General features: G+C 69.4%; 19 protein-coding genes. 6 read left to right on the top strand and 13 right to left on the bottom strand.

What is annotated here, in order from left to right; translation table 11 throughout:
• Nucleotides 1–448: 448 nt before the first annotated feature.
• Entirely contained in the window at nucleotides 449–1,357 is a 909-nt protein-coding gene (locus tag AB0H36_RS40430) for a helix-turn-helix domain-containing protein (RefSeq protein ID WP_360536021.1), read from the bottom strand.
• Between the two features lie 216 nt (nucleotides 1,358–1,573).
• Between AB0H36_RS40430 and AB0H36_RS40425 the strand changes: the two genes are divergently transcribed.
• Nucleotides 1,574–2,533, top strand: coding sequence for an aminoglycoside phosphotransferase family protein (locus AB0H36_RS40425; RefSeq protein WP_360536019.1), 960 nt, complete (start codon nucleotides 1,574–1,576; stop codon nucleotides 2,531–2,533).
• On the opposite strand, the gene AB0H36_RS40420 is transcribed toward AB0H36_RS40425, so the two are convergent.
• The 5 genes from AB0H36_RS40420 to AB0H36_RS40400 are packed head-to-tail and all read right to left on the bottom strand — an operon-like array spanning nucleotide 2,502 to nucleotide 7,717.
• Nucleotides 2,502–4,445 (bottom strand): prolyl oligopeptidase family serine peptidase, encoded by a 1,944-nt coding sequence (locus AB0H36_RS40420; RefSeq protein WP_360536017.1) that lies wholly within the window; start codon nucleotides 4,443–4,445, stop codon nucleotides 2,502–2,504. The genes AB0H36_RS40425 and AB0H36_RS40420 overlap by 32 nt on opposite strands.
• Nucleotides 4,446–4,494: 49 nt before the next feature.
• Nucleotides 4,495–5,259, bottom strand: coding sequence for a maleate cis-trans isomerase (locus AB0H36_RS40415; RefSeq protein WP_360536015.1), 765 nt, complete (start codon nucleotides 5,257–5,259; stop codon nucleotides 4,495–4,497).
• A gap of 53 nt (nucleotides 5,260–5,312) precedes the next feature.
• The gene (locus AB0H36_RS40410) at nucleotides 5,313–6,194 is read right to left on the bottom strand and encodes a TIGR03619 family F420-dependent LLM class oxidoreductase (protein WP_360536013.1); all 882 of its coding nucleotides are present in this window, start codon (nucleotides 6,192–6,194) and stop codon (nucleotides 5,313–5,315) included.
• A complete protein-coding gene (locus AB0H36_RS40405; RefSeq protein ID WP_360536011.1) occupies nucleotides 6,191–6,646 on the bottom strand; it encodes a nucleoside deaminase in 456 nt (151 codons plus the stop codon). The genes AB0H36_RS40410 and AB0H36_RS40405 overlap by 4 nt, the downstream gene beginning before the upstream one ends.
• Before the next feature lie 51 nt (nucleotides 6,647–6,697).
• A complete protein-coding gene (locus AB0H36_RS40400) occupies nucleotides 6,698–7,717 on the bottom strand; it encodes a LacI family DNA-binding transcriptional regulator (protein WP_360536009.1) in 1,020 nt (339 codons plus the stop codon).
• Nucleotides 7,718–7,846: 129 nt separating this feature from the next.
• On the opposite strand from AB0H36_RS40400, the gene AB0H36_RS40395 reads away from it, so the two are divergent.
• Genes AB0H36_RS40395 through AB0H36_RS40375 form a run of 5 tightly spaced genes read left to right on the top strand, consistent with a single transcriptional unit; the run spans nucleotide 7,847 to nucleotide 14,561 of the window.
• Nucleotides 7,847–9,202 carry an extracellular solute-binding protein gene (locus AB0H36_RS40395; RefSeq protein ID WP_360536007.1) on the top strand — a complete coding sequence of 452 codons (1,356 nt, stop codon included), beginning with the start codon at nucleotides 7,847–7,849 and terminating at the stop codon, nucleotides 9,200–9,202.
• Entirely contained in the window at nucleotides 9,202–10,116 is a 915-nt protein-coding gene (locus AB0H36_RS40390) for a sugar ABC transporter permease (protein WP_360536005.1), read from the top strand. The genes AB0H36_RS40395 and AB0H36_RS40390 overlap by 1 nt, the downstream gene beginning before the upstream one ends.
• Complete coding sequence (locus AB0H36_RS40385) at nucleotides 10,113–10,955, top strand: carbohydrate ABC transporter permease (RefSeq protein ID WP_360536003.1); 843 nt, start codon at nucleotides 10,113–10,115, stop codon at nucleotides 10,953–10,955. The genes AB0H36_RS40390 and AB0H36_RS40385 overlap by 4 nt, the downstream gene beginning before the upstream one ends.
• Before the next feature lie 12 nt (nucleotides 10,956–10,967).
• Nucleotides 10,968–12,893 carry a sugar-binding domain-containing protein gene (locus tag AB0H36_RS40380; RefSeq protein ID WP_360536001.1) on the top strand — a complete coding sequence of 642 codons (1,926 nt, stop codon included), beginning with the start codon at nucleotides 10,968–10,970 and terminating at the stop codon, nucleotides 12,891–12,893.
• Between the two features lie 33 nt (nucleotides 12,894–12,926).
• Nucleotides 12,927–14,561 carry a ricin-type beta-trefoil lectin domain protein gene (locus tag AB0H36_RS40375; protein WP_360535999.1) on the top strand — a complete coding sequence of 545 codons (1,635 nt, stop codon included), beginning with the start codon at nucleotides 12,927–12,929 and terminating at the stop codon, nucleotides 14,559–14,561.
• A 58-nt stretch (nucleotides 14,562–14,619) separates the two neighbouring features.
• Here AB0H36_RS40375 and AB0H36_RS40370 read toward each other — a convergent pair whose 3' ends face one another.
• The 7 genes from AB0H36_RS40370 to manD all read right to left on the bottom strand — a co-directional run bounded on the left by AB0H36_RS40370 (nucleotide 14,620) and on the right by manD (nucleotide 21,809).
• Nucleotides 14,620–14,823, bottom strand: coding sequence for an antitoxin (locus AB0H36_RS40370; protein ID WP_360535997.1), 204 nt, complete (start codon nucleotides 14,821–14,823; stop codon nucleotides 14,620–14,622).
• Between the two features lie 128 nt (nucleotides 14,824–14,951).
• Nucleotides 14,952–15,707 (bottom strand): isocitrate lyase/phosphoenolpyruvate mutase family protein, encoded by a 756-nt coding sequence (locus tag AB0H36_RS40365; RefSeq protein WP_360535995.1) that lies wholly within the window; start codon nucleotides 15,705–15,707, stop codon nucleotides 14,952–14,954.
• Entirely contained in the window at nucleotides 15,704–16,657 is a 954-nt protein-coding gene (locus AB0H36_RS40360) for a sigma-70 family RNA polymerase sigma factor (RefSeq protein ID WP_360535993.1), read from the bottom strand. The genes AB0H36_RS40365 and AB0H36_RS40360 overlap by 4 nt, the downstream gene beginning before the upstream one ends.
• 55 nt (nucleotides 16,658–16,712) lie before the next feature.
• On the bottom strand, nucleotides 16,713–17,720 hold the full coding sequence (locus tag AB0H36_RS40355; protein WP_360535991.1) for a zinc-binding dehydrogenase: 1,008 nt from the start codon (nucleotides 17,718–17,720) through the stop codon (nucleotides 16,713–16,715).
• Between the two features lie 24 nt (nucleotides 17,721–17,744).
• Complete coding sequence (locus AB0H36_RS40350; RefSeq protein ID WP_360535989.1) at nucleotides 17,745–19,097, bottom strand: MFS transporter; 1,353 nt, start codon at nucleotides 19,095–19,097, stop codon at nucleotides 17,745–17,747.
• A 19-nt stretch (nucleotides 19,098–19,116) separates the two neighbouring features.
• Nucleotides 19,117–20,595 (bottom strand): mannitol dehydrogenase family protein, encoded by a 1,479-nt coding sequence (locus tag AB0H36_RS40345; protein WP_360535987.1) that lies wholly within the window; start codon nucleotides 20,593–20,595, stop codon nucleotides 19,117–19,119.
• On the bottom strand, nucleotides 20,592–21,809 hold the full coding sequence (gene manD, locus AB0H36_RS40340) for a D-mannonate dehydratase ManD (RefSeq protein ID WP_360535985.1): 1,218 nt from the start codon (nucleotides 21,807–21,809) through the stop codon (nucleotides 20,592–20,594). The genes AB0H36_RS40345 and manD overlap by 4 nt, the downstream gene beginning before the upstream one ends.
• Nucleotides 21,810–21,813: the final 4 nt, after the last annotated feature.

The raw sequence follows: 21,813 nt of genomic DNA, 5'->3' as shown, positions 1-21,813 counted from the left end.
CGCAGACTCACCCATGGCCCAGCCAGACCAGCACACCCGCCATACCAACCACACATCAGTCACAAGAGCCGGATATCCCATGCCATTGTGGGTTCCCCACTCGTCTACGAGCGGAGAACCCACAACGCGGAGGGATATCCCCTGAAGTTGCCGGTGGGGACGGGTGGAGGAGGGGCGGGGGAGGCGGTCTCGCCGGGGTGGGACGGGGAGGCGGTCTTACGGGCGCGGCGGGCGCGGCACGGGGGCGGCGGGTGCGGCGGCGGGAGGCGGTCTTACGAGGGGTGGGACGGGAAGGTGGTCTCGTGGGGGTGGGGCGCGGAGGGGGTCGCGGCGGCAGGCGAGGATGCGGTCGCGCAGGAGTGTGGCGGGGAGGCGGTCGGCGCGGGCGTGGGACGGGGAGGCGGGCTCGCGGGGGTGGGCGGGGTGTTCGGGGTCGGGCGGGGGTGGGTTAGGTGGGGTGGGTTAGCCAGTGGATGGGGTCGGTGGTGGGGAGGGTGGGGAGGCCTTCGGTGGTGAGGGCGGCGGTTAGGAGGGTGCGGCGGTGGGCGGCGTAGGTCAGGACGTGGGCGATTACTGCGCCGATGGTGTAGATCTCGATCGTCTCGCCCGGGCAGACGATGAGCTCGTCGAGGCGGTCGTCGGCGCAGACCGTGCGTACCTGGTCGAGGAACTCCGGGCCGGCGACGGCCAGCCGTTCCTGCAACTGGCTGATCGAGGGCCGCTCCTCGGTGCTGAAGTCGTAGGGGCGACCGGCGATCGCGGCGGTCCACATCTCCAGCTGGATCACGAGTCGCGCGAGCAGTCGCCGTACGGTCGGATCCTCGTCGACGCATGAGATGGACAGCTCGATCGGGGCGTCGAGGCGGTCGTCCGGGAGGGTCGCCGCCTGGGTCATCAGTTCGCCGGCGAGCCACACGTGGTGCTCGACCATCCGCGTCAGGACGTCCATCGAACTCACATTCTCTCTGGCCGGCACCCGGATCCCGGCCGGCGGATGGAAGTGCACGCCACGCGGCGAACCGATCTGCAGTCGCGTCGGCTGTCGGCGCCAGGTCGCCGGCGCGACGCCGTACGCCCGGCTGAAGGCCCGGGTGAACGACTCGTGCGTGCTGTAGCCGGCTTCGACCGCGACGTCGAGGATCGACCAGGTCGTCGTGAGCAGCCGGTACGACGCCCGCTCCAGCAGCACCCGGCGTCGCATCCGGCCCGGCGGCTCACCGGCCGCGGCCGCCACCATCCGATCCAGGTGGAACCGCGACAACCCCACCCGCCGCGCCAGCTCCTCGCCGTCCGCGACCGCATCCTCCAGCGCCCCGGCCAGCACCCCTAGAAACTCGTCGAACGCGTCGGTCCCCATCACCCCATCGTGCCCCGCCCTCGGCCCACCCGCTTGACGTGTTTTGCGGTCAGTGGTGGTGGCGGGGCCGGTGCCCGGGATCCACCACAGCACCCGGCGGAACGCCTCCATCGCGGTATCTGGTACTCCAGATGCAGCTTGCGTCCGCTGGAACCAGTGCAGTGGATGGCGCGTTGTAGCAGGCGTCGTCGTTCTCAGCCGTAGAGGAGACCGTTCGTGTACGTGCCGACCGCGCCGATGATCGCCGCCGCCTTTGAGTTAGGGGAGCCGGTGGGGGAGCTGGACCTGGTTCGCCGTGGGGATACCGACACCTGGCGGCTGGAGACGGCGACGGGGGAGTACTTCGTGAAGGGCTACTGGCCCGACACCGGCGGCCAGTTCACCTCGGGTGGGCTGCTCGATCAGCTCACGATGGCGATGGACTTCGAGCAGCGCGCGCACTCCGCAGGGATCGATCTCGCCGAGCCGGTGGCTCCGGTCGACCCGGTGGCCGGGTGGGTCACGCGGGTTGAGGATCGCCTGTTCAGGGTCTATCGCTGGATCGCGAGCCGCCCGTTGAGCGCGGACGACGACATCTCCGAGTGGCTCGGCCGGACGATGGCCCAGGTGCATCAACTCCAGCCGCTCGGGCGGGCCGGCCTCCCCGACTGGTGGCGTACGGCGCTCAAACCGCGAGCCGACTGGGAGCAGTGGTTCACCGAAGCCGACCGTCTCGGCAAGACCTGGGCGCCACTCGCGTGGGAACGGCTGCCGGACATCGCCGCCGTGACCGCCCGCATCACGGCCGCCTGCGACGACGCCCCGGACTGCGTGATGACCCACGGCGACTTCAAGACGCACAACCTGCTGATGACGCCGAACGGCCCGGTGCTGATCGACTGGGACAGCGTGCGCGTCGACAGCGCAGCCCTCGAGGCCGGCCGGGTCGCGCACATCTTCGCGGCCGGTGCGCCGGAAGGCATCCAGCGGGTCCTGGCTGCTTATGCCGAAGCCGGTGGGGACGTCTCCTGGGCGGGGGACGACCTGTTCCTGAGCGTGGCTCGCAAGGACCTGCACAGTCTCTTCGAGCATGTGCAGGTTGCCCTGGGCATCATGTCTGCCCCGCGCTGGATGACCGACCCGGACCAGATGATTACGGACCTGCTCAGGCAGGAAGGCTCTGCCGCAGGAAGTTGAGCTGCCGGTGCAGGAGGTTCTCGACCGTCTGCGGATCCTTCACCGCATGGCCTTCCCCGGGGAGCATGACGAACTCGTGCGGTGTGCCGAGCGCGTTGAGGGCGCCGGCGAAGCGGAAGGCGTTGCCCGGCCAGACGTTCGTGTCGGCCAGCCCCTGAATCAGCAACAGCGGTCGGCTGAGGTTGGCGGCGTACGGCAGCAGTGAGGTACGGCGGTATGCCTCCGCCTGCTCGTCCGGATGACCGAGGAAGCGTTCCTTCCAGTACGAGTCGTACCAGCGCTGATCCGTGACCGCGGCCCCGCCGATCGCTGCATGGAACACGTCCGGCCAGTGCAGCAGTGCTCCGATGGCCAGGTAGCCGCCGTAGCTCCAGCCGCGAATCGCGACCCGGTCGAGGTCGAGGTCGCCGTACTGCTCGGCAATCGCGTGCAGGGCGTCGATCTGGTCGTCGAGCACCGGCTCGAGGATGTCGCCGACCGTCGCGCGGTCGAACGCCGGCCCGCGTCCCGGCGTGCCGCGACCGTCCGTGGTGAGCACGATGAACCCGTGCTCGGCAAACCATTGCGAGGTCAGGAAGAACGGCGACCGGTAACGCTGTACGAGCTGCTGCCCGGGACCTCCGTACGGCGTCAGCAGCACCGGAAGCTTCGAAGACCCGGGCTCATGCCATGACGGCCGGAACACCGCGGTCCGCAGCTCACGTGGCCCGGAGCTGACGAACTCGACCCGCAGGTCGAGCACCGGCTCCTCCTCGACGGATGGCAACTCTTCCCCGTTGACTGTGATCCGCCGTCCGGCCGGCGTTCGTGAGTCCAGCACTACGGTGCCGTCGGCCACCAATCCGTCGTGGACACCGGGCTCGTCGGTCAACCGCCGTACGTCGCCATCCCAGACATACATGTGGACCTCGGTCGGATCCGGCTGGGCCGTGAAGGTCACGGTCTCACCGATGACCCAGGAGACATCGGCGACCTGCAACCCGGGCGGTGTCACGGCCTCGTCGCCGATCATCAGCCGGTACGTGTCGACCGCCTCGTCCCGCTCGATCCACACCAACCGGCCGGACGCCGTCTGCCGCGGCACACCCTCGGGTACGCCGACGAACTGCGGATCCGTCACCTCGCGAACCAGCGTGGTCGCGCCCGATCCGGGATCAACCTCGAGCACCTGCAGACACCGCTGATCCCTTGTCTGGACGGCGATCAGCGGCCGCTCGGCCGTCCACAGGCCGCGAACGACGTACTCGAACCGCTCCCGGTCCCACTGCACCTCGCGCCGCTCGCCGTTGAGGTCGAACACGAACAGCCGGACGTCGGCGTTCGCCGTACCCGCGGCTGGATAGCGGAACGGCTTCGGCTCCGCGGTCGGGTCGGTTGGATCCGCGATGAATCGGACCTGGACCCGGCTCTCGTCGACGCGGGTTGCCAGCAGGCGTTGGCCGTCGGGCGACCACCACATCCCGTCGCCACGTCCCATCGACATCCAGGCCGTGAACTCCGGCCTTCCCCAGAAGACGTTCCCGCCGTCGGCCTTGGCGAGCGAGCGTTCGTTCTTGCCGTCCACGTCGATGAGGTGCAGCGCGCGGTCGCGGCCGAACGCGATCGTCTTCCCACTCGGGTCGAGGCGCGCCACATCGACGTTCTCGACCGGTAGTTGGTCGAAGTGCCGGCCGATCAGGTCGGCCAGGAACAGGTCGTGCTCGCGGATCACGAGCAGGGTGGCGCCATGACCGTCGTACGACGATGCCGGGCCGACGCGTCGCTCGTGCTGCTCGGCGACGTCGTACGCCCAGAGCGCGTCGTCGCGCAGGTAGACCACGAACCGTCCGGCGCCGGCGATCCCATGGTTGCCCGGCGCACCGGCCCGGAAACGCTTGGTCCGGGCAAGCTGTCCCGGCAGATCCGCAACCACCCCAGCACCTCCGGCCTCGACGCGGATCGCCAGTCTGTCAGAGGTCCGGTCAGGTGGTGAAGAGCTTTCCGTAACCAGTTGGACGCGCGGCGCAGCCGGCAGCGTGCAGAAGCCCCCAGAGCAGTGCCGAGTTGGCCGTCAGCACCGGACGGCCGAGGTCCTCCTCGAGCGCCGAGACGATGCCGACGGCACGGAAACCGTTGCCGCCGATGAACACGGCCTCGGCCTCGTCGGGCGTGTACTTGCGGACCCAGGCGTAGAGCTCGGACGGGTTGACGCTGCGCTGGTTGCTCGGCAGCCCACAGGGTTTGCGCAGCACGACGTCGAACTCCTGCGACGCGAAGTACTCGCCGCCCAGCCGGTTGAGCTCGGCGTCGAACCATGGCGGGTCGAAGATCGCGAGCGTCCGCGCGTTCAGCCGGCGCAGACCCGCCACCGCCGAGGCGCAGGTCGCGACCACCGGGATGCCGGCGCTGTGCCCTTCCAGCCGCTCGACGACCTTGTGCTCACCGTCGGCGCCGTTCAGGTACGACGAGCTCGTGAAACCGATGCCGATGGCACCTAATGGGGCCGCGGCGAGCAGCGCGACCGCGTCGTCGATGTACGGCGGCTGGACGAACATCTGCACCGGCGCCAGCGCGATCGTCGGATCCATCAACCCGCCGGTCGTCATCGCCCCGAACGGAACCCGCGCCGCATGCACCCGCACACCCTCCGGCGCCATCGCCTGCAACTCCGACTCCGGCCCGACATCCCCATGCGGCGTCAGCACCCCGAGCCGTACCCGCACATCCCACCCATCCGGCTGCCACATGTCCCAACCTCCGTCCCCCACCTTCGATTGTGCGCTCGGGGAACCAGCAACGGCTAGGGCTGGAGGGAGGCCACCGTCTCGAGGATCCGCCAGTCCTCTTCGGCGGTACGGCGGACGTCCGGGCTGATGTAGGTGTCGAGTACGACGTACTCCGCGCCGAGCTCGGCGAGCCCGGCCAGGTCGGCCTTGATCTGGTCGAGGGAGCCCTCGCCGAGCACGCGGTCGTCGTCGGCGAGCTCGGTCGTCGGGTGGGCCCGGATCCGCGGGCAAAGGGCCGGCAGGTCCGCGCCCGCCTCGGTCGCGGCCCGGCGCAGCATCGGCATCCCCGTGTCGCGCAGCCAGTGTGGATGCGGGTTGATCGGGTGCCAGGCATCGCCGTACTGAACTGCCCGCCGGACCGCCGCCCGGCCAGCCCCGCCGACCCACACCGGCGGGCGCGGCGCCGGCCGCGGTCCGGTGTGGATCTCGCCGTACGGCGCGTGCGGCCCGGGTGACGTGGTGATGTCGTTGCTCCAGGCATCCACGATCGCGGCCAGGTACTCGTCGGTGATCGGACCACGACGGTCGAACGGCACACCGAGGGCGGCGTACTCCTCCTCGGACCAGCCGGATCCGACCCCTAGGATGAACCGCCCGCCGCTGAAGTGCGCGAGGTTGGCTCCGACCCGGGCGGTCTGCAACGGATGGCGGTAGGGGAGGACCGCGACCGACGTGCCGAGCTCCAGCCGGGTGGTGTGCGCGGCGAGCCAGGTGATCGTGGTGAACGGGTCGTAGAACGGGACCGGGTACAGCGCCTGCACCTCGGGGGTCAGAGCGATGTGGTCCGAGATCGTCGCGAGCGCGAACCCGGAGTCCTCGGCGAACCGGGCCCAGCCCAGCAACGACTCGGGTGTGGTGCCCGGGCCGTAGTTGAGCAGGTTCAGCCCGAGCTTCACCGTCGCGCCTCCAGGAAGGCGGCGAACGGTTCGCGCGCCTCGGCGAGCTCGATCTGCACGATGCGATCCGGGTCGAGCTGCCGGGCGGCCGCCTGGATGTCGATCAGCACAGGGGCGAACGGCGTACCGAGATCAGGCACCCACTCCTTCGGGGCTGCGTAGACGATGCGGTCGATCTCGGTGGCGATCGCGGTCGTGTGGCAGATCGGGCACGGTTCGCAGCTCGTGTAGAGCGTCGTACCGGTCAGGGTGATCGTGCCGAGCTCACGACAGGCGGCCCGGACGGCCACGACCTCGCCGTGCGCCGTCGGGTCGTTGTCCCGCAGCGCGGTGTTCACCCCGGTCGCCACCACCTCGTCCCCGTTGGCGATCACCGCCCCGAACGGCAACTGCCCCTCGGAGCCGTTCACCCGCGCCAACTCGATCGCCTGCCGCAACAACCCGAGCTCCATGCCCGGACGCTACCCGCCGCCCCAGGCCACCCACCACCGGATTCCGCGTGCTCAGTGCGTCGCAGGGCCGGTCGTGCTCTCCCGTATGACGAGGTCGTAGTCGGCCGGGAGCTCGGCCGGTGGCGACTGGTCACCGTCGAGGCGGCTCAGCAGCAGCTGGACGGCGTGCTTCGCGATCTGGGTCTTGTCGGGGCGGATCGTGGTCAGGCTCGGCGTGCTGTAGCGGCCGTCCTCGATGTCGTCGAAGCCGACCAGCGCGATGTCCTCGGGAACACGGAGGCCGCGGCTGAGGATCGTGCGCAGCGCGCCCAGCGCCAGCAGGTCGTTGTAGCAGAAGACCGCGTCCGGGGGATCGGGCAACGCGAGCAGCTCGGCCATCGCGGCCGCGCCGTCGGATCGGTGGAAGAACTCGGTCGGACGGATCAGCTCCGGCACCACCTCGAGGCCGGCCGCGTGCAAGGCGCTGCGATAGCCCTGGGTCCGCAACTGGCCGGTCTTGCGGCTCTCGTCGGACTGGTCGCCGATGGCGGCGATCCGCTGCCGGCCGAGATCGATCAGGTGCCGGGTCGCGAGCCCGGCGGCGGCGACGTTGTCGATCATGATGTGGTCGAGCCCGCCCTGCACGACGCGCTCACCGAGCAGCACCACCGGGGTGGAGGACGGGCGATCGCGGAGATCCGCGTCGCCCAGGGCGAGCGGGCTGAAGATCAGCCCGTCGAACATCGCCGCGCGGTTGCCGCGCATCACCAGCTCCCGCTCGCGCACCGGGTCGCCGTCGGTCTGGTCGACCACGACCGTGTAGCCGGCGGATGCTGCCTGCTCGATCACGGCCCGGGTCAGCTCGGCGAAGTACGGTACGTCGAGCTCCGGCAGCACCAGCGCGATCAGCCCGGACCGGCCGCGCCGCAGCGTGCGGGCGACCGCGTTGGGCTGGTAGCCGAGCTCGTCCAGCGCTCGCTGCACCCGGGCCCGGGTCTCCGCGGCGACCTGGGGGAAGTCGTTGACGACGTTCGACACCGTCCGGACCGAGACACCGGCCCGTTCGGCGACTTCACGCAGTGTGGCGGGCACTGGGTACCTCTTCCCGGTCGGCGAGCTCTTGACACTTGCAACGTTGCAAGCATAGCGTTCCGAGCGTTCCTTGCAACGTTGCAAGCCCCGCAGAAGTCATCAGCTCTGCCGAAGTCATGAGGAAGCGCCATGACCACTTCGTTCTCGTCCCCTGTCTCCCGCCGCACCGTGCTCCGGGGCGCTGGTGCCGCCCTGATCGCCGGCGGACTCGGCGCCTGCGCGCCGGGGAACACCACCGGCAGCACTCCGCTGCCGAGCAGCGCGACTACGCCCCCGTCCGGTGAGCTCACCATCTGGGACCGCACCGGCGACCTGTTCAAGGTCTTCGACAAGGCGATCGCGAGCTTCACCGCGAAGTACCCGCAGGTGAAGGTCAACCACGTCGCCGTCGACATCAACGCCAAGCTCCCGGCCACGCTGATCAGCGGCGCCGGCGTGCCCGACGGCGCGTTCTACGACGACGCGCTGCTGACCGGGGTCGCGCCGCACCTGCACGACCTCAGTCAGCTGATCGAGCAGTACAAGGCGGACATCGCGCCGTACAAGCTCGGGGTGGTGACCGTCGACGGCAAGGTCGTCGCGGTGCCGTGGGACCTCGACCCCGGCCTGCTGTTCTACCGCGAGGACATCGTCACCCAGGCGGGTGTCGATCCGGCGAGCCTGACGACGTACGACGCACTGCTCGGCGCGGCCAAGTCGGTCCGGGAGAAGTTCCCGAAGGCGAAGCCGATCCACCTGGAGAACGACCAGTTCCTGGCCCAGCTGTGGATCGACATGTTCGCCAACCAGCAGGGCGGCGCGATGGTCGACGCGGCGGGCAAGCTCACGATCGACTCCGATCCGTACCGAAACGCGCTGACCTGGCTCGACCAGGTGCGGGCCGACGGGCTGGGGACGCTGGCGAAGTACACCCAGCCGACCGACCTGCAGACCCAGGACAACGGGACGCAGGTGTTCGTGCCGTGGGCGCAGTGGTTCGTGTTCGCGCCGCAGCAGTTGCTCAAGGCAAGCAAGGGCAAGTGGCGGGCGACCGCGCTGCCGGCCTGGCAGGAGGGTGGCGCCCGGTCCGGGGTGATGGGCGGTTCGTCGTTCGTCATCCCGGCGAAGTCGAAGAACCCGGAGCTGGCCTGGCGGCTGTACGAGCACCTGGTGTTCAGCAAGGAGGGGTACACCGCGGTCTACGGGCCGAACGACGTGTACCCGGGTGGCCTGAACACGTCGATCCCGTCGTACCTGCCGGCGCTCGACCCGAACGCGCCGCTGTTCAAGCCGATCGACGCGCTCGGCGGGCAGGACCTGTGGAAGGTCGCGGTCGAGGCGGGCAGGCAGGTCCCGGGTGGGTACTCGATCCCGACCTGGTGGGGCAAGGCGGTCGACTACTTCGGCGTCAACGTGCAGAAGTTGCTCGCCGGGCAGATGAGTCCGGACGAGGTGCTGAAGACCTCGGCCACCCAGATCCAGAAGAACCTGATGGGGCCCAGTTGATGGTGACCGTCACCGAGGCGGCCCAGACTCGGCGGGAGGCGCATCCGGTACGACACCGCCGCCGGGTCAAGGCTGCGCCGTACCTGTTCGTCGCGCCGTTCGTGCTGGTGTTCGCGGCGTTCAGCGCGTATCCGATCTTCTTCGCGCTGCAGTTGAGCTTCACCAACTGGCACGGGGCCGGGGTGCTGGAGTTCATCGGGCTGGCGAACTACCGGTTCCTGCTGGCCAGTCCGGACTTCTGGCAGTCGATGGCCGTGTCCGGTGGGCTTTGGCTGCTCGTTGTACCGGCGCAGGTGCTGATCGCGCTGACGATCGCGGTGGCGTTGCGCAAGGCAAGGTTTCGGGCGTTGTTCAGTGCGGCGCTGATCGCGCCGTTCGTCACGCCGCTGGTGGCGATGGCGCAGGTCTGGATCATCTTGTTCGACCAGGACTTCGGAGCGGTCAACCACGGCCTGACCTCGCTCGGCCTGCCGGCGGTCGGCTGGCTGACAACGTCGATCTGGGCCAAGGTGACCGTCGCGCTCCTGGTCTTGTGGCGGACCACCGGGTACGCCGTCATCTTGTTGATGGCGGGATTGTCGACAATCCCCTCGGACGTCTACGAGGCCGCCCGGATCGACGGCGCGAACGCGTGGCACCAGTTCTGGTCGATCACGGTCCCGCTGGTTACCCGCACGTTGAGCTTCGTCGTCGTGATCGGGACGCTGACCGTGTTCCAGCTCTTCGCCGAGCCGTACGTCGTCACCGGCGGCGGACCGTTCAACGGGACCCGCACCGCCGGACTCTACCTGTACAAGCACATCACCAACTCCGACCTCGGTCTCGGCGCGGCGAACTCGATGCTGCTCGTGGTGATGGTGCTCGCGCTGTCGCTCGCCTCGATCCGGCTGCTGCGTTCCCGGGAGGACGGATGAAGCTCTCTGCTGTCGGTCGCTACGGGTTGCTCACCATCGCCGCTGTCATCAGCCTGGCGCCGTTGCTGTGGATGATGGCTTCGTCGCTGAAGCCCGGTGGCGACATCATCGCGCGGCCGTTCAGCTTCGACCTGGGGCAGCTCACGCTGGGCAACTTCCGGGCGATGCTGGACACGATCCCGATCGAGACCGGGTTCCGGAACACCGCGATCGTCGTACTCGTCAAGGGCGCGTTGACGATGGTGTTCTGCCCGATGGCCGGGTTCGCCTTCGCGAAGTACGACTTCCCCGGCAAGCGGCTGCTGTTCGGCACGGTGCTGACCACGTTGATGCTGCCGACGCTCGTGCTGCTCATCCCGCTGCTGCTGGAGATGAGTCAGCTCGGTTGGGTCAGCACGTTCCAGGCGCTGATCCTGCCGGGGGCGATCGACGCGTTCGGGGTGTTCTGGATGCGGCAGGTGATCATGTCGATCCCGGACGAGCTGCTCGACGCCGCCCGGGTGGACGGCGCCGGCGAGCTGCGGATCTTCGCGAGCATCGTGGTCCCGGTGATCCGGCCGGGGCTGGCGGCGCTCGGCGTGCTGACCTTCATCAACATCTACAACGACTTCGTCTGGCCGGTCGTGGCGGTGAACGACGAGCAGCACCAGACCCTCCAGGTGATGCTGTCCGCGCTGGCGCAGAACATCCGCTCCGGCCAGCTCGGCGCCGACTGGACCAGTGTCTGGGGTCAGCTGCTGGCCGCCAGCACGATCGCCGCGATCCCCGTCCTCATCGTCTTCATCGCCCTGCAACGCCACCTCATCAAAGGCGTCATGGCCGGAAGCCTCAAAGGCTGACTGGAGAACCCTGTGAACACACCACGCCCCGACTACCCCCGCCCACACTTCGACCGCTCGACCCAGTGGCTGAACCTCAACGGCGAGTGGGACTTCGCACCCGACCCAGCCGGCACCGTGCAGCCGGATGACGAGTTCCCGGCAACCATCGTCGTCCCGTTCCCCTGGGAGCATCCTGCGTCGGGTGTGGTCGCGCATTGGTTGCCTGTCGCCTGGTATCGGCGGCGGATCGAGCGGCCTGCGGAGTGGGCCGGGCAGCGGACCATCCTGCACTTCGGTGCCGTGCACCATCACGCCACCGTGTGGGTCAACGGTCAGCCGGCAGTCGAGCATGAGGGTGGGTATCTGCCGTTCGAGGCCGACATCACCGACCTGCTGGACGACGGGACCGGCACGCTGGTGGTGCGCGTGGACGCGCCGCTGGACAAGCGGTTCATCCCGCACGGGAAGCAGCGGAGCATGCCGGCCGACGACTACGACGGCTGTGCGTTCTCCCCGTCCAGCGGGATCTGGCAGGCCGTGTGGCTCGAGCCGCGACCGGCGGAGTACATCTCCCAGCTCACCCTCCGCCCGACCCCGGAGCTCGACGGCATCGAGGTGACCGTGACCGGCCCGTCGCCGGTCCGGATCGAGATCCCCGGCGTCGCCGTCCACGAGTTCGACGACCTGACCGGCCCGGTCACCCTGCCGATCTCCGAGCCGCGGTTGTGGAGCCCTGAAGATCCCCACCTGTACGACGTCGTCGTCACCGCCGGCGAGGACACGGTCCGCGGCTACACAGGGTTGCGGCGGATCGAGTGGCAAGGCAACAACCTGCTGCTGAACGGCGTGCCGACGTACGTCCGTGGCGTGCTGGATCAGGGCTTCTGGCCCACCGGCGGTCACACCGCGCCGACCGACGACGCGCTCAAGCGGGACCTCGAGCTGGCGCGGGAGGCCGGGTTCAACCTGGTCCGGAAGCACTTGAAGCTCGAGGATCCGCGCTGGCTGTACTGGGCTGACAAGGTCGGCATGCTGGTCTGGGCCGAGCCGCCGTCGACCGGCCGCTTCACGCCGGAAGCCGTTGCTGCTTTCGAAGCGGTCACCGCCGGGATGGTCGAGCGCGACGGCAACCACCCGAGCATCGTGATCTGGGGTGCGTACAACGAGGAGTGGGGACTCGACTGGGACGTCCCCGGTGATCCAGCGAAACAGGACGCCGTACGGCGGGTCTACCGGATCATCCGGGACGCGGACCCGAGTCGTCCGATTGTCGACAACTCCGGGTGGGCGCATGTCGAGACCGATCTCGTGGACTGGCACTACTACGACGAGAACATCGGGTCCTGGGCGGCGGTCGTGGACCGGCTGGTCAACACCGCGGACGGGAGCTTCCCGGTCCGGCTCGGCCCGGACTTCGTGGCCACCAAGACGATCGCGGCGCCCGGGTTCGACCCGTCGGACCGGATCCAGCTGAACGGCGAGTACGGCGGTGGGTCGACCAGTGTGGAGCGTGGTTGGCACCTGCGCTGGCAGACCCAGGAACTCCGCCGGCACGCCCGCAACGCCGGCTACATCTTCACCGAGCTCTACGACATCGAGCACGAAACGGTAGGCATCTACACCTACGACCGCCGCCCCAAGGACCTAGGCGGCACAGTTCCCGCCGACGTCCACGCCGAAACCACCCTGATCGTCGACGTGACCCCCGAGGCTCCTGGACGGGACCTGGTCAGTGCCGGCGAGGTGACGGTGCCGGTTCGGGTTTCGCATCACGGGCGGGATCCGTTGGTGGGGTCGTTGCAGTGGGCAACTGGGTCCGCGCCGGTCGACGCGAAGCCGTTCGTCGTGACGGACCCGACCGATGTCGTGGCGACTCCAGGACGGCTCCAGTTCTGGGTCACCGACGCGTCCGGCGCCGTCGTCGCGCGCACCTTCGTAGACATCGTCCTGCACTGATCTCGGGAATCCGCCCCTATCCGAGGAGGTCTCATGTCCGTTCGCAGGTTGCTGGTCGCCTTGGCTGTGGTCGCCGCCGCCCTGGTGACCACCCCGGCGGCCGCCGCGCCGCCGGGGAACGTGCTCTACAGTCCCAACCTCTCCACCTATCCGAACGCCGACGCCAGCTACCCGCGGGCGATCCGGCTCGACCACGACGGGAGCGCCGGCCGGACCGTCCTGGCGACGTTTGCCCGCCGCAACGAATCCGGCCCCAGCGCCTTCCCGGTCTTCCGCAGTACCGACGGCGGCGCAACGTTCGGCGCCAACCCGATCAGCACGATCACTTCCAACACGGCCGGCTGGGATCTCGGCGCTCCGGTGATCTACGAGGTGCCGCGGACCGCGAACGGGCTCAACCAAGGTGACCTGCTCGCCGCCGGTACGGCGTGGGACGAAGGCAACTTCACCGCGCAGAAGGTCGAGGTGTTCAAGAGCACCGACCACGGCGCGACCTGGCAGTACCTGTCGATCTGCACCCAGACCAGCGGCCAGCCGAACACGATCGGCCACGGCATCTGGGAGCCCTGGTTCCTGCTGGCGCCGAACAACACCCTCGCCTGCTTCATCTCCGACGAACGCCCGGCCGGGTCGCCGACCAACAACCAGATCATCGGCCACTACACCTCGACCAACGGCGGCGTGAGCTGGAGCGGCAGCATCACCACGGACATCGCGTTCCCGGCCGACAGCCTCGCCCGCCCGGGGATGTCGATCATCACCGCGCTGCCGAACGGGCAGTTCATGATGACCTACGAGATGTGCCGGGACGCGACGAACGCGGACCACGCCTGCGAGGTCTACATCAAGACCAGCCCGGACGGCCTCAACTGGGCGCCGACGAACAACCCCGGCACGCTGGTCCAGACGAGTGACGGCCGCCAGTTGCTGCACACGCCGTACCTCGCCTGGGTGCCAGGCGGCGGACCGAACGGCACGCTGCTGCTGTCCGGGCAGCGCGTCGTCACCGGACCGACCGGCAACAAGGCGGTGATGGCGGAGTCGGGCTCGGTCCTCTTCGCGAACACCTCGCTCGGCAGCGGCAGCTGGACCGAGCTCGAAGCACCGGTCAACGTCAACCCGACCGGCGGCTACGCGGCCGGCGTCCCGGCCTGCCCTGGGTACAGCTCGCCGATCGTCCCGTCGGCGAACGGTACGTCGTTCCTCTACCTAGCGGCGACGTGGTTGGGCACGGGCAACCAGTGCCAGGTGCGGTTCGGGACCGGTGTCGTCGGTGGACCGACCGGAGCGATCACCGGCCCGGCCGCGGCCGGGAAGTGCCTTGACGTGGACACCAACACCGCGGTCAACGGACGAGCCGTGCAGCTGTGGACGTGTGGCGCCGTACCGGGTCAGCAGTGGACGATGATGGCCGACGGCACCATTCGCGCCTTCGGCAAGTGCCTGGACATCGTCGGCAACGGTACGGCGAACCTGACCAAGGTCCAGCTGTGGGACTGCGGAACGGCCGGCGGCCAGATCTGGCAGCCGCAACCGAACGGCTCGCTGCTGAATCCGCAGTCAGGTAGATGCCTGGACGCACCCAACGGCGCCACGGCAGACGGCACCGACCTGCAGATCTACGACTGCAACGGTCTCGACCCGCAGAAGTGGAAGGTGCCGGTGTAGAAGGGCGAGCGGCCGCGGGCGAACCCGCGGCCGCTCGGCGTCTCTGCTCGGGAAACCGCTACTGGATGTCGTCGTCCTGCCCGTCGAGACCGTCCAGCCGGTCCTTGGCGAGGTCGGTGCCCTGGTCGATCTTGTCGCCGTGCTCGCCACCGGTCTTCTCGTCGGCGAACTCGCCGGCCTTGTCGACGCCCTCGCTCACCTTGTCACCGTGCTCGTCGACGGCATCCGTCGCCTTGTCCTTCAGGTTGTCGAACATACCCATCGTGTTTCCCCGTTCTGTCGATGGTTGCCTTGGGCTACCTGTCCGTCTGTACCCCATCGAACCGATCCCACACAAGGCTTCCGCCGGGGTGTTGGCCCCCCGTTCACCGGAGAACGCTTGCCAACTCGTCAGTCGGCGAAAGGATTCCGGCCCGCGGCCAGGGCGGGAAGGATCGTGGAGTTCAACCGGCTGTACAGGTGCCGCTGGAGCATGGGACCGAAGGTGATGCGGGCAGCGCCCAGGGCGGCCAGGTCGGCGAGGGAGTTGTTGCCGGTGCCGTAGCTGATGTTGACCGGGCCGGGGATCTCCTTCGTGAGGGTGCGGATGGTTTCGGGGTCGTCGGTGGCGATCGGGTAGACGCAGTCGGCGCCGGCTGCGAGGTAGCGGACGGCCCGGTCGATCGCGGCACGCGGCCGGTCCTCGGGCGCGCCGGCGCCGCGGATGAAGACGTCGACCCGGGCGTTGATCACCAGGTCTGGTCCGGCGGCGGCACGGACCTCGGCGAGGAAGGCGGCCTGCTCGTCGGCGTCGACCAGTTCACCCGTCGCGGGATCGGAGTCCTCCAGGTTGAGGCCGACGGCGCCGGTGCCGGCGAACCGCTCGGCGAGCTCGGCCGGCCGGAGCCGGTAGCCGCGTTCGAAGTCGACGGTGACGGGGACGGAGACCGCTCGCGCGATCCGTGCGGCCGCGGCCAGGACGTCGTCGACGGGGGCCGCTTCGCCGTCGTCGTACCCGAGGATCGTCGCGGTGGCGAAGCTGCTGGTCGCGACGGCCGGGAAGCCGGCGTCCTCGACGGCCCGGGCCGAGGCCGCGTCCCAGGCGTTGGGGATGACGACGGGGGTGCCGGGGACGTGCAGAGCGCGCAGGGTGTCAGCCGGGGTCATGGTTCCTCCTTGGACGACCGGCCGATCGGGAGACCGAAGGCCGGGAAGATGGCGGGGGTGTGGAAGGCCGTCACGGCGGCGATTCCGCCGGCGGTCAGGGTCAGGACTTTGATCGAGTGCGCGTGGTACAGGCCGTCACTGCCCCGGTTGTAGAGCGCGAAGGCGGGCTGGCCGTTGGCGGAGGTCTCGACGAGGAACCCGCGGCCGGGATCGAGCTTCGCGTCCAGCAGCCGCAGTACGTCGGTCCGCCCGCGGAACCAGGACGGAACGGGCGGCATCTCCCACCGGGTGTCCGCGGTCAGCAGCCCTTCGAGCGCGACCAGGTCCTTGCGCTCGAAGGCGGCGGCGAAGTCGTCGAGCAGCGCCCGCCGGACCGGCTCGGCCGGTTCGCTGAGCTCGTCTTCGGCCGGGTGAACCCTGGCCAGTTCGGCCCGGGCCCGCTGCAGTGCGCTGTTGACCGCCGCCGTGGTGGTCTCCAGCATCACCGCTACCTCGGCCGCCGGCCAGTTGAGCACCTCGCGCAGGATGAGTACGGCGCGTTGCCGCGGTGCGAGGTGTTGTAGAGCGGCGACCATCGCCAAGCGGAGGCTTTGCCGCTTCCCGACCACGGCGGCCGGGTCCGCGTTGAGTATCCGGTCCGGGAAGGGCTCCAGCCAGGTCACCTCGAGGGCGTCCGGTTGCAGGTTGTCCGGGTCGTGGCTGGGTGCGCCGATGGCGGATGGGACGACGCGACGGCTGCTGTGCTGCAGCGAGTTGAGGCACACGTTGGTGGCGATCCGGTAGAGCCAGGTCTGCACCGACGAGCGCCCTTCGAACCGTGACTGCCCGCGCCAGGCGCGCAGATAGGTCTCCTGCACCGCATCCTCGGCGTCGTGCAGCGAACCGAGCATGCGGTAGCAGTGTGTGACCAGGCCTGCCCGGTGTACGGCGAACTCGTCCTCGAGGTCCATGCCACCTCCCTCCACCTGTATAGACCGCGCCCACCGACAGAACTCATCGGTGCGATCACCAGAGGGAGACGAGGACCTTGCCGGAGGCGTCGGAGTTCTTGGCGACGGTGAAGGCTTCGACGGCCTGGGGAGCCGCGAACTCGTGGGTGACGACCTGCTCGAGGTGGGGGTTGGCGTCGAGGAGGTCGATGGCCTGGTCGATCTCGTCGTTGAAGCGCATGGTGCCGCGTAGCTGGAGCTCCCGGGAGACCAGGGGCGACAGGTTCACCGGACGGGCCTCGTTGAGCGGGATGCCCACGAGTACGACGATGCCGGCGCGCCGGGCGGCGTCGAGGGCACCTGTGATGGCGACCGGGATACCCGTGCACTCCAGTACGACGTCGAAGTGTCCGGACGGGACGTCCTGCGTGCCGATCTGGATGGTGTCGTGGACGCCGAGGTCGCGGGCGCGCTGCAGCGGACCCGGGAGGACGTCGGTCGTGACTACTTCGGCGGCGCCGAGGGCCAGTGCGGCCGCGGCGGTCAGCAGGCCGATCGCGCCGGAGCCGGAGACCAGCACGCGCTTGTCCTTGACGCCGCCGGCGATGGTGATGCCGTGCAAGCCGACGGCGAGCGGTTCGGCCAGGGCGGCGCGGCGTAGCGGCAGGGTGGCGGGCAGGACCCGGAGCATGCTCCTGCCCACCACCAGGAACTCGCTCATCCCGCCCTGGGTGTGCGGCCAGGTGGACGCGCTGCCGAGGTAGGAGCCGTTCGGCCACAGGTGCGGGCGGTCCTCGATCCCCGGCTCGGACGTGCCGAACGTGGCGGGGTGGATGGTGACCGGTGTCCCGGGCGCGAGCTCACCCGACGGGTCGAGGTCGACCGTGCCGGAGAGCTCGTGCCCGGGGACGAGGGGTTCGCGGACGACGTACTCGCCGTTCGCGCCCTCGTTGTAGTAGTGCAGGTCGGAGCCGCAGATCCCGCCGTACGCCATCCGGAGGCGCACCTGCCCGGGCTGCGGTTCCGGGGTCGGCAGCTCGGTCTCGACGAGGTCGAGCTTGCCCTGGATGACGATGGCCTTCATGGCGCTCCTCCGACTTCGGGTTGCTCAGGCGGCGGTTGGGGCCAGTGTGCGATCGGTGGCGTTCTCGGGTGCGAGCAGGTCCCGGTCCCTGGTCTCCGGCGCCAGCAGGCCGGCGGCGAACGTGACCGCCATCGCCACCGTCATGTAGATCGCGACCGGCACCCACGAGTCGAAGGCGCCGAGCAGCGCGACCGCGATCAGCGGTGCGAAACCACCGCCGAGGACGGCGGCGAACTCGCGGCCCAGGGTGACCCCGGCGTACCGGTACCGGCTGCCGAACATCTCCGGGAAGTAGCTCATCGTGACTGCCACTCCGCCCTGGCAGGCGAAGATGAAGCCGACGATCATGGCGCCGTAGATGAGCGTGAGATTTCCGGTGCTCAGGGCAAGGAACGTCGGGAACGGCAGCACCAGCAGCAGTCCGGCGATCCCGAGGAACACGGTCCGGCGGCCGAACAGGTCCGACAGGTACCCGAGCACGATCGCCCCGAGGCCGCCGAAGATCGCACCGACCAGCAGGATCTCCGGCACGGTCTGTGCGTCGATCTTCACCTCACCCTTGAGGTACGACGCCATGAACACCTGGTAGGTGTACGACTGCACGCTCAGCCCGACCGTCATCAACGTGACCAGCGCGACCGCCTTCTTGCCGTTGCGGAACACCTCGCGCACCGGAGCCGCGGCGGCTGCGCGCTCGGCCTTGATCTCGGTGAACACCGGCGTCTCCTTCAGCTTCCGCCGCAGGATGTACGCCGCCACGGTGACGAACGCACTGCTCAGGAAGACCAGCCGCCAGCCCCACGCCATCAGTTGCTCCTCGGGCAGCAGCTGCACGAGTGCCCACGCACCGGCGCCGAGCGCCGTACCCGCGGCGGCGCCGGTCATGATCAGCGCTGCCAGCCGGCCACGGCGACCGACGGCTGCCGTCTCGGTCAGCAGGGTCGCGCCACCGGACTGCTCGGCGCCCGCGCCGAAGCCCTGCAGGAAGCGGCTGAGCACCAGCAGGATCGGCGCCCAGACCCCGACGCTCTCGTACGTCGGCAGGACGCCGATTGCCATCGTCGACACGCCCATCAGGGTCAAGGTGGCCACCAGGATCCACTTGCGCCCGAGGCGATCGCCGTACCGCGAGAAGAAGAAGCCGCCGAGCGGGCGGGCGCAGAAGCCCACTGCGTAGGCGCTGAAGCTGGCCAGCAGACCGGCGGTCGCGGAGACGTTCGGGAAGAACAGGCTGCTGAAGACGAGCGCCGAGGCGGTGCCGTAGATGACGAAGTCGTACTGCTCGAGGGCGGTGCCGATCAGGCCGGCGAGCGCGGCCCGGCGGACCTCCTGGCGGGGTGGTTCCTTGGTGACCGTTGTTGTCGAGGTTGCTTCCATGGCGGATCCTCTGGGGACGTCAGGCCGCGGGCGATGCCTGCGGCTGGTGAGGGGTGCGGGAGCGTGCGGCCTCGCGGGCCGCGGCTCGGACGCCGTCGGTGCGGATGACGGCGACGTACTCGGCGATGCGCCGGACGAATTCGTTGCTCTGAGCAAGCTCAGCGGGGAAGAAGCGCGTGGTGGCTTCCTGGGCGAGGGTCTCTGGACTGCCGGCGACGAGGCGGTCGCGGGCGGGGTCGACCATGGCGCGCGCGTGCGGTCCTGGGTCGAAGCCGTTCGGTGGCGCGATGCAGCACAGCCAAGCCGCGATGGTCAGCGCCAGGTGTTCGGGCATGATGCCCTTGGCAAGGAGTCGCAGGGCGGGCGCGGGTACGCGTTGCGGGAGCTTGACGGATCCGTCGGTGCCGACCTGCTGCGTACGGTGACCGAGGGCGTCGTTCGACCACCTTTGGAACAGTGAGTCGACGTACGCCTCGACGTCGAAGCCGTCGGGCAGGTCGATGCTCGGCAAATACTCGTCCTCGAGTACGGCGCGGGCCGCCGACTCGATGAAGTCCTGGGCGCGCGCCTCGGGGATGGTCGCGCGGCCGTCGAGAGCGCCGAGGTACGCGATCAGCGAGTGGGTGCCGTTGAGCAGCCGCAGCTTGATCAGCTCGTACTCCTCGACGTCGTCGGAGAACACCGCACCGGCCCGCTCCCACGCCGGCCGCCCGGCGGCGAACCGGTCCTCCATCACCCACATCGTGAACGGCTCGGCCGGAACCGTGATGGGATCCTGCACGCCGAGCAGCCGGTACGCCGACGCGCGGTAGGCGTCTGTGGTCGCGGGAACGATCCGGTCGACCATCGAGTTCGGGAAGGTCACGTTGGCGGCGACCCAGTCCGCGGCGTTGCTGTTCGCGGCCTTTAGGAACTCGAGGATCAGGCTGCGGGTCTGGGCGCCGTTCGACTGCATGTTGTCGCAGTTGAGGACGGTGATCGGGCGGCCGTGCGTGGCGGCACGGACTTCGAGCGCACGGGCGAGCTGCCCGATGACGGTCATGGGTGCGGGACTGTTGAGGTCGGCAACGATGCCGGGGTGGTCGAGGGCGAGCCGATGGGTGCTCGGGTCCATGCAGTAGCCGTGTTCGGTCACGGTCATCGACACGATCCGGGTGTCCTCGGCCGCGATCGCGGCGACCACGGCAGCGGGGTCGCGGGCGGCGACGATCGCGCCGGTGTGCACGCCGGGCACGCTGATCGCGGAACCCGCGGGCGACAACTCCAGCACGGAGTAGAGGCCGTCCTGGGCGTTGAGCGCATCGGCGACGGTGGCCGAGCGGCTGGCGACGCCGAGGATGCCCCAGTCGCCGGCTTGTGCGGTGTAGACCGCCTGGTGCGCGCGGTGGAAGTTGCCGAGCCCGAGGTGGACGATGCCTGCGGTGGACGGCCGGTGGTCGTGGGTGAGCAGCTGCCGGGGGACGGACCCGCGGCTCAGAGTCGGAGACAAATCGATCACCAGTCGGTCATCGCGCCGTCGAGGGTGCGCGCGACGGGCAGGTAGGCGGGCTCGTACGGGAACTTCGCGGCCAGTGCTTCGTCGACCTCGACACCGAGACCCGGCGCTTCACCCGGGTGCAGGTAGCCGTCGGCGAACGACCACGAGTGCGGGAACACCTCGTGTGCCAGCGGGTCGTAGCCCATGTACTCCTGGATGCCGAAGTTGTGCGTCGACAGTCCGAGGTGGACGCTGGCCCCGAAGGACACCGGCGAGACATCCGAGGGCCCGTGCGGCGCGGCCCGGACCTGGTAGACGTCGGCCAGCGCGAAGATCTTGCGCAGGTGGCTGATTCCGCCTGCGTGGGCGACCGCGACGCGGATGAAGTCGATCAACTGCTCGGTGATCAGGTCCTTGCAGTCGTAGATGGTGTTGAACACCTCACCGATCGCCAGCGGTGTCGTCGTGTGCTGACGGACGAGACGCAGGGCCTCCTGGTTCTCCGCCGGTGTGACGTCCTCGAGCCAGAACAGGTCCGCCGGCTCGAGCTCCTTTCCGAGTCGTGCCGCCTGCTGCGGGGTGAGCCGGTGGTGCGCGTCGTGCAGCAAGGCCAGGTCCGAGCCGACGTGCTCGCGGACTGCGGTCAGCACGGACGGCGCGTGCCGCAGGTAAGCGTCGGTGTTCCACGACTCCACGACCGGAGCGGCGCCGCGGGTCGCGGGCTCATAGCCGTGGGCGTCGCGATGCACGCCGTACACGGTCTCCAGTCCTGGTACGCCGGACTGCGCTCGGACGGCGCGGAATCCCTCCTCGCGCCGGGCGTCGACGGCGTCGAGCAAGGCGGGAAGCTCCCAAGCCGAGGCGTGGGTGTAGGCGAGCACGCGGTCGCGGACGGCGCCGCCGAGCAGCTGGTACACCGGCAGGCCGGCGGTCTTGCCCTTGATGTCCCACAGGGCGAGGTCGACGGCGCTGATGGCGGCCATCGTGATCGGGCCGCGGCGCCAGTACGCCCCGCGGTACAGGAACTGCCAGGTGTCCTCGATCCGCGCCGGATCGATCCCGGCCAGCAGCGGGTTCACGTGGTCGCGCAGGTACGACGCGACGGCGAGCTCGCGGCCGTTGACGGTGGCGTCTCCGTACCCGACGAGGCCGTCGGCGGTCCGGAGCTTGAGCGTGACGTAGTTGCGGCCGGGGCTGGTGACGATGACCTCGGCGGCGACGATGCGATCGGTCATAAGG

Source organism: Kribbella sp. NPDC050820 (assembly GCF_040653975.1).
Taxonomy (GTDB): Bacteria; Actinomycetota; Actinomycetes; order Propionibacteriales; family Kribbellaceae; genus Kribbella.
This window is presented reverse-complemented; position numbering and strand designations above follow the sequence as displayed.

Coding starts and splice junctions, on each gene's coding strand:
- AB0H36_RS40430 (WP_360536021.1), bottom strand. CDS start 1,357: ATGGGGACCGACGCGTTCGACGAGTTTCTAGGGGTGCTGGCCGGGGCG.
- AB0H36_RS40415 (WP_360536015.1), bottom strand. CDS start 5,259: ATGTGGCAGCCGGATGGGTGGGATGTGCGGGTACGGCTCGGGGTGCTG.
- AB0H36_RS40405 (WP_360536011.1), bottom strand. CDS start 6,646: ATGGAGCTCGGGTTGTTGCGGCAGGCGATCGAGTTGGCGCGGGTGAAC.
- AB0H36_RS40395 (WP_360536007.1), top strand. CDS start 7,847: ATGACCACTTCGTTCTCGTCCCCTGTCTCCCGCCGCACCGTGCTCCGG.
- AB0H36_RS40390 (WP_360536005.1), top strand. CDS start 9,202: ATGGTGACCGTCACCGAGGCGGCCCAGACTCGGCGGGAGGCGCATCCG.
- AB0H36_RS40385 (WP_360536003.1), top strand. CDS start 10,113: ATGAAGCTCTCTGCTGTCGGTCGCTACGGGTTGCTCACCATCGCCGCT.
- AB0H36_RS40375 (WP_360535999.1), top strand. CDS start 12,927: ATGTCCGTTCGCAGGTTGCTGGTCGCCTTGGCTGTGGTCGCCGCCGCC.
- AB0H36_RS40370 (WP_360535997.1), bottom strand. CDS start 14,823: ATGGGTATGTTCGACAACCTGAAGGACAAGGCGACGGATGCCGTCGAC.
- AB0H36_RS40365 (WP_360535995.1), bottom strand. CDS start 15,707: ATGACCCCGGCTGACACCCTGCGCGCTCTGCACGTCCCCGGCACCCCC.
- AB0H36_RS40360 (WP_360535993.1), bottom strand. CDS start 16,657: ATGGACCTCGAGGACGAGTTCGCCGTACACCGGGCAGGCCTGGTCACA.
- AB0H36_RS40355 (WP_360535991.1), bottom strand. CDS start 17,720: ATGAAGGCCATCGTCATCCAGGGCAAGCTCGACCTCGTCGAGACCGAG.
- AB0H36_RS40350 (WP_360535989.1), bottom strand. CDS start 19,097: ATGGAAGCAACCTCGACAACAACGGTCACCAAGGAACCACCCCGCCAG.
- manD (WP_360535985.1), bottom strand. CDS start 21,809: ATGACCGATCGCATCGTCGCCGCCGAGGTCATCGTCACCAGCCCCGGC.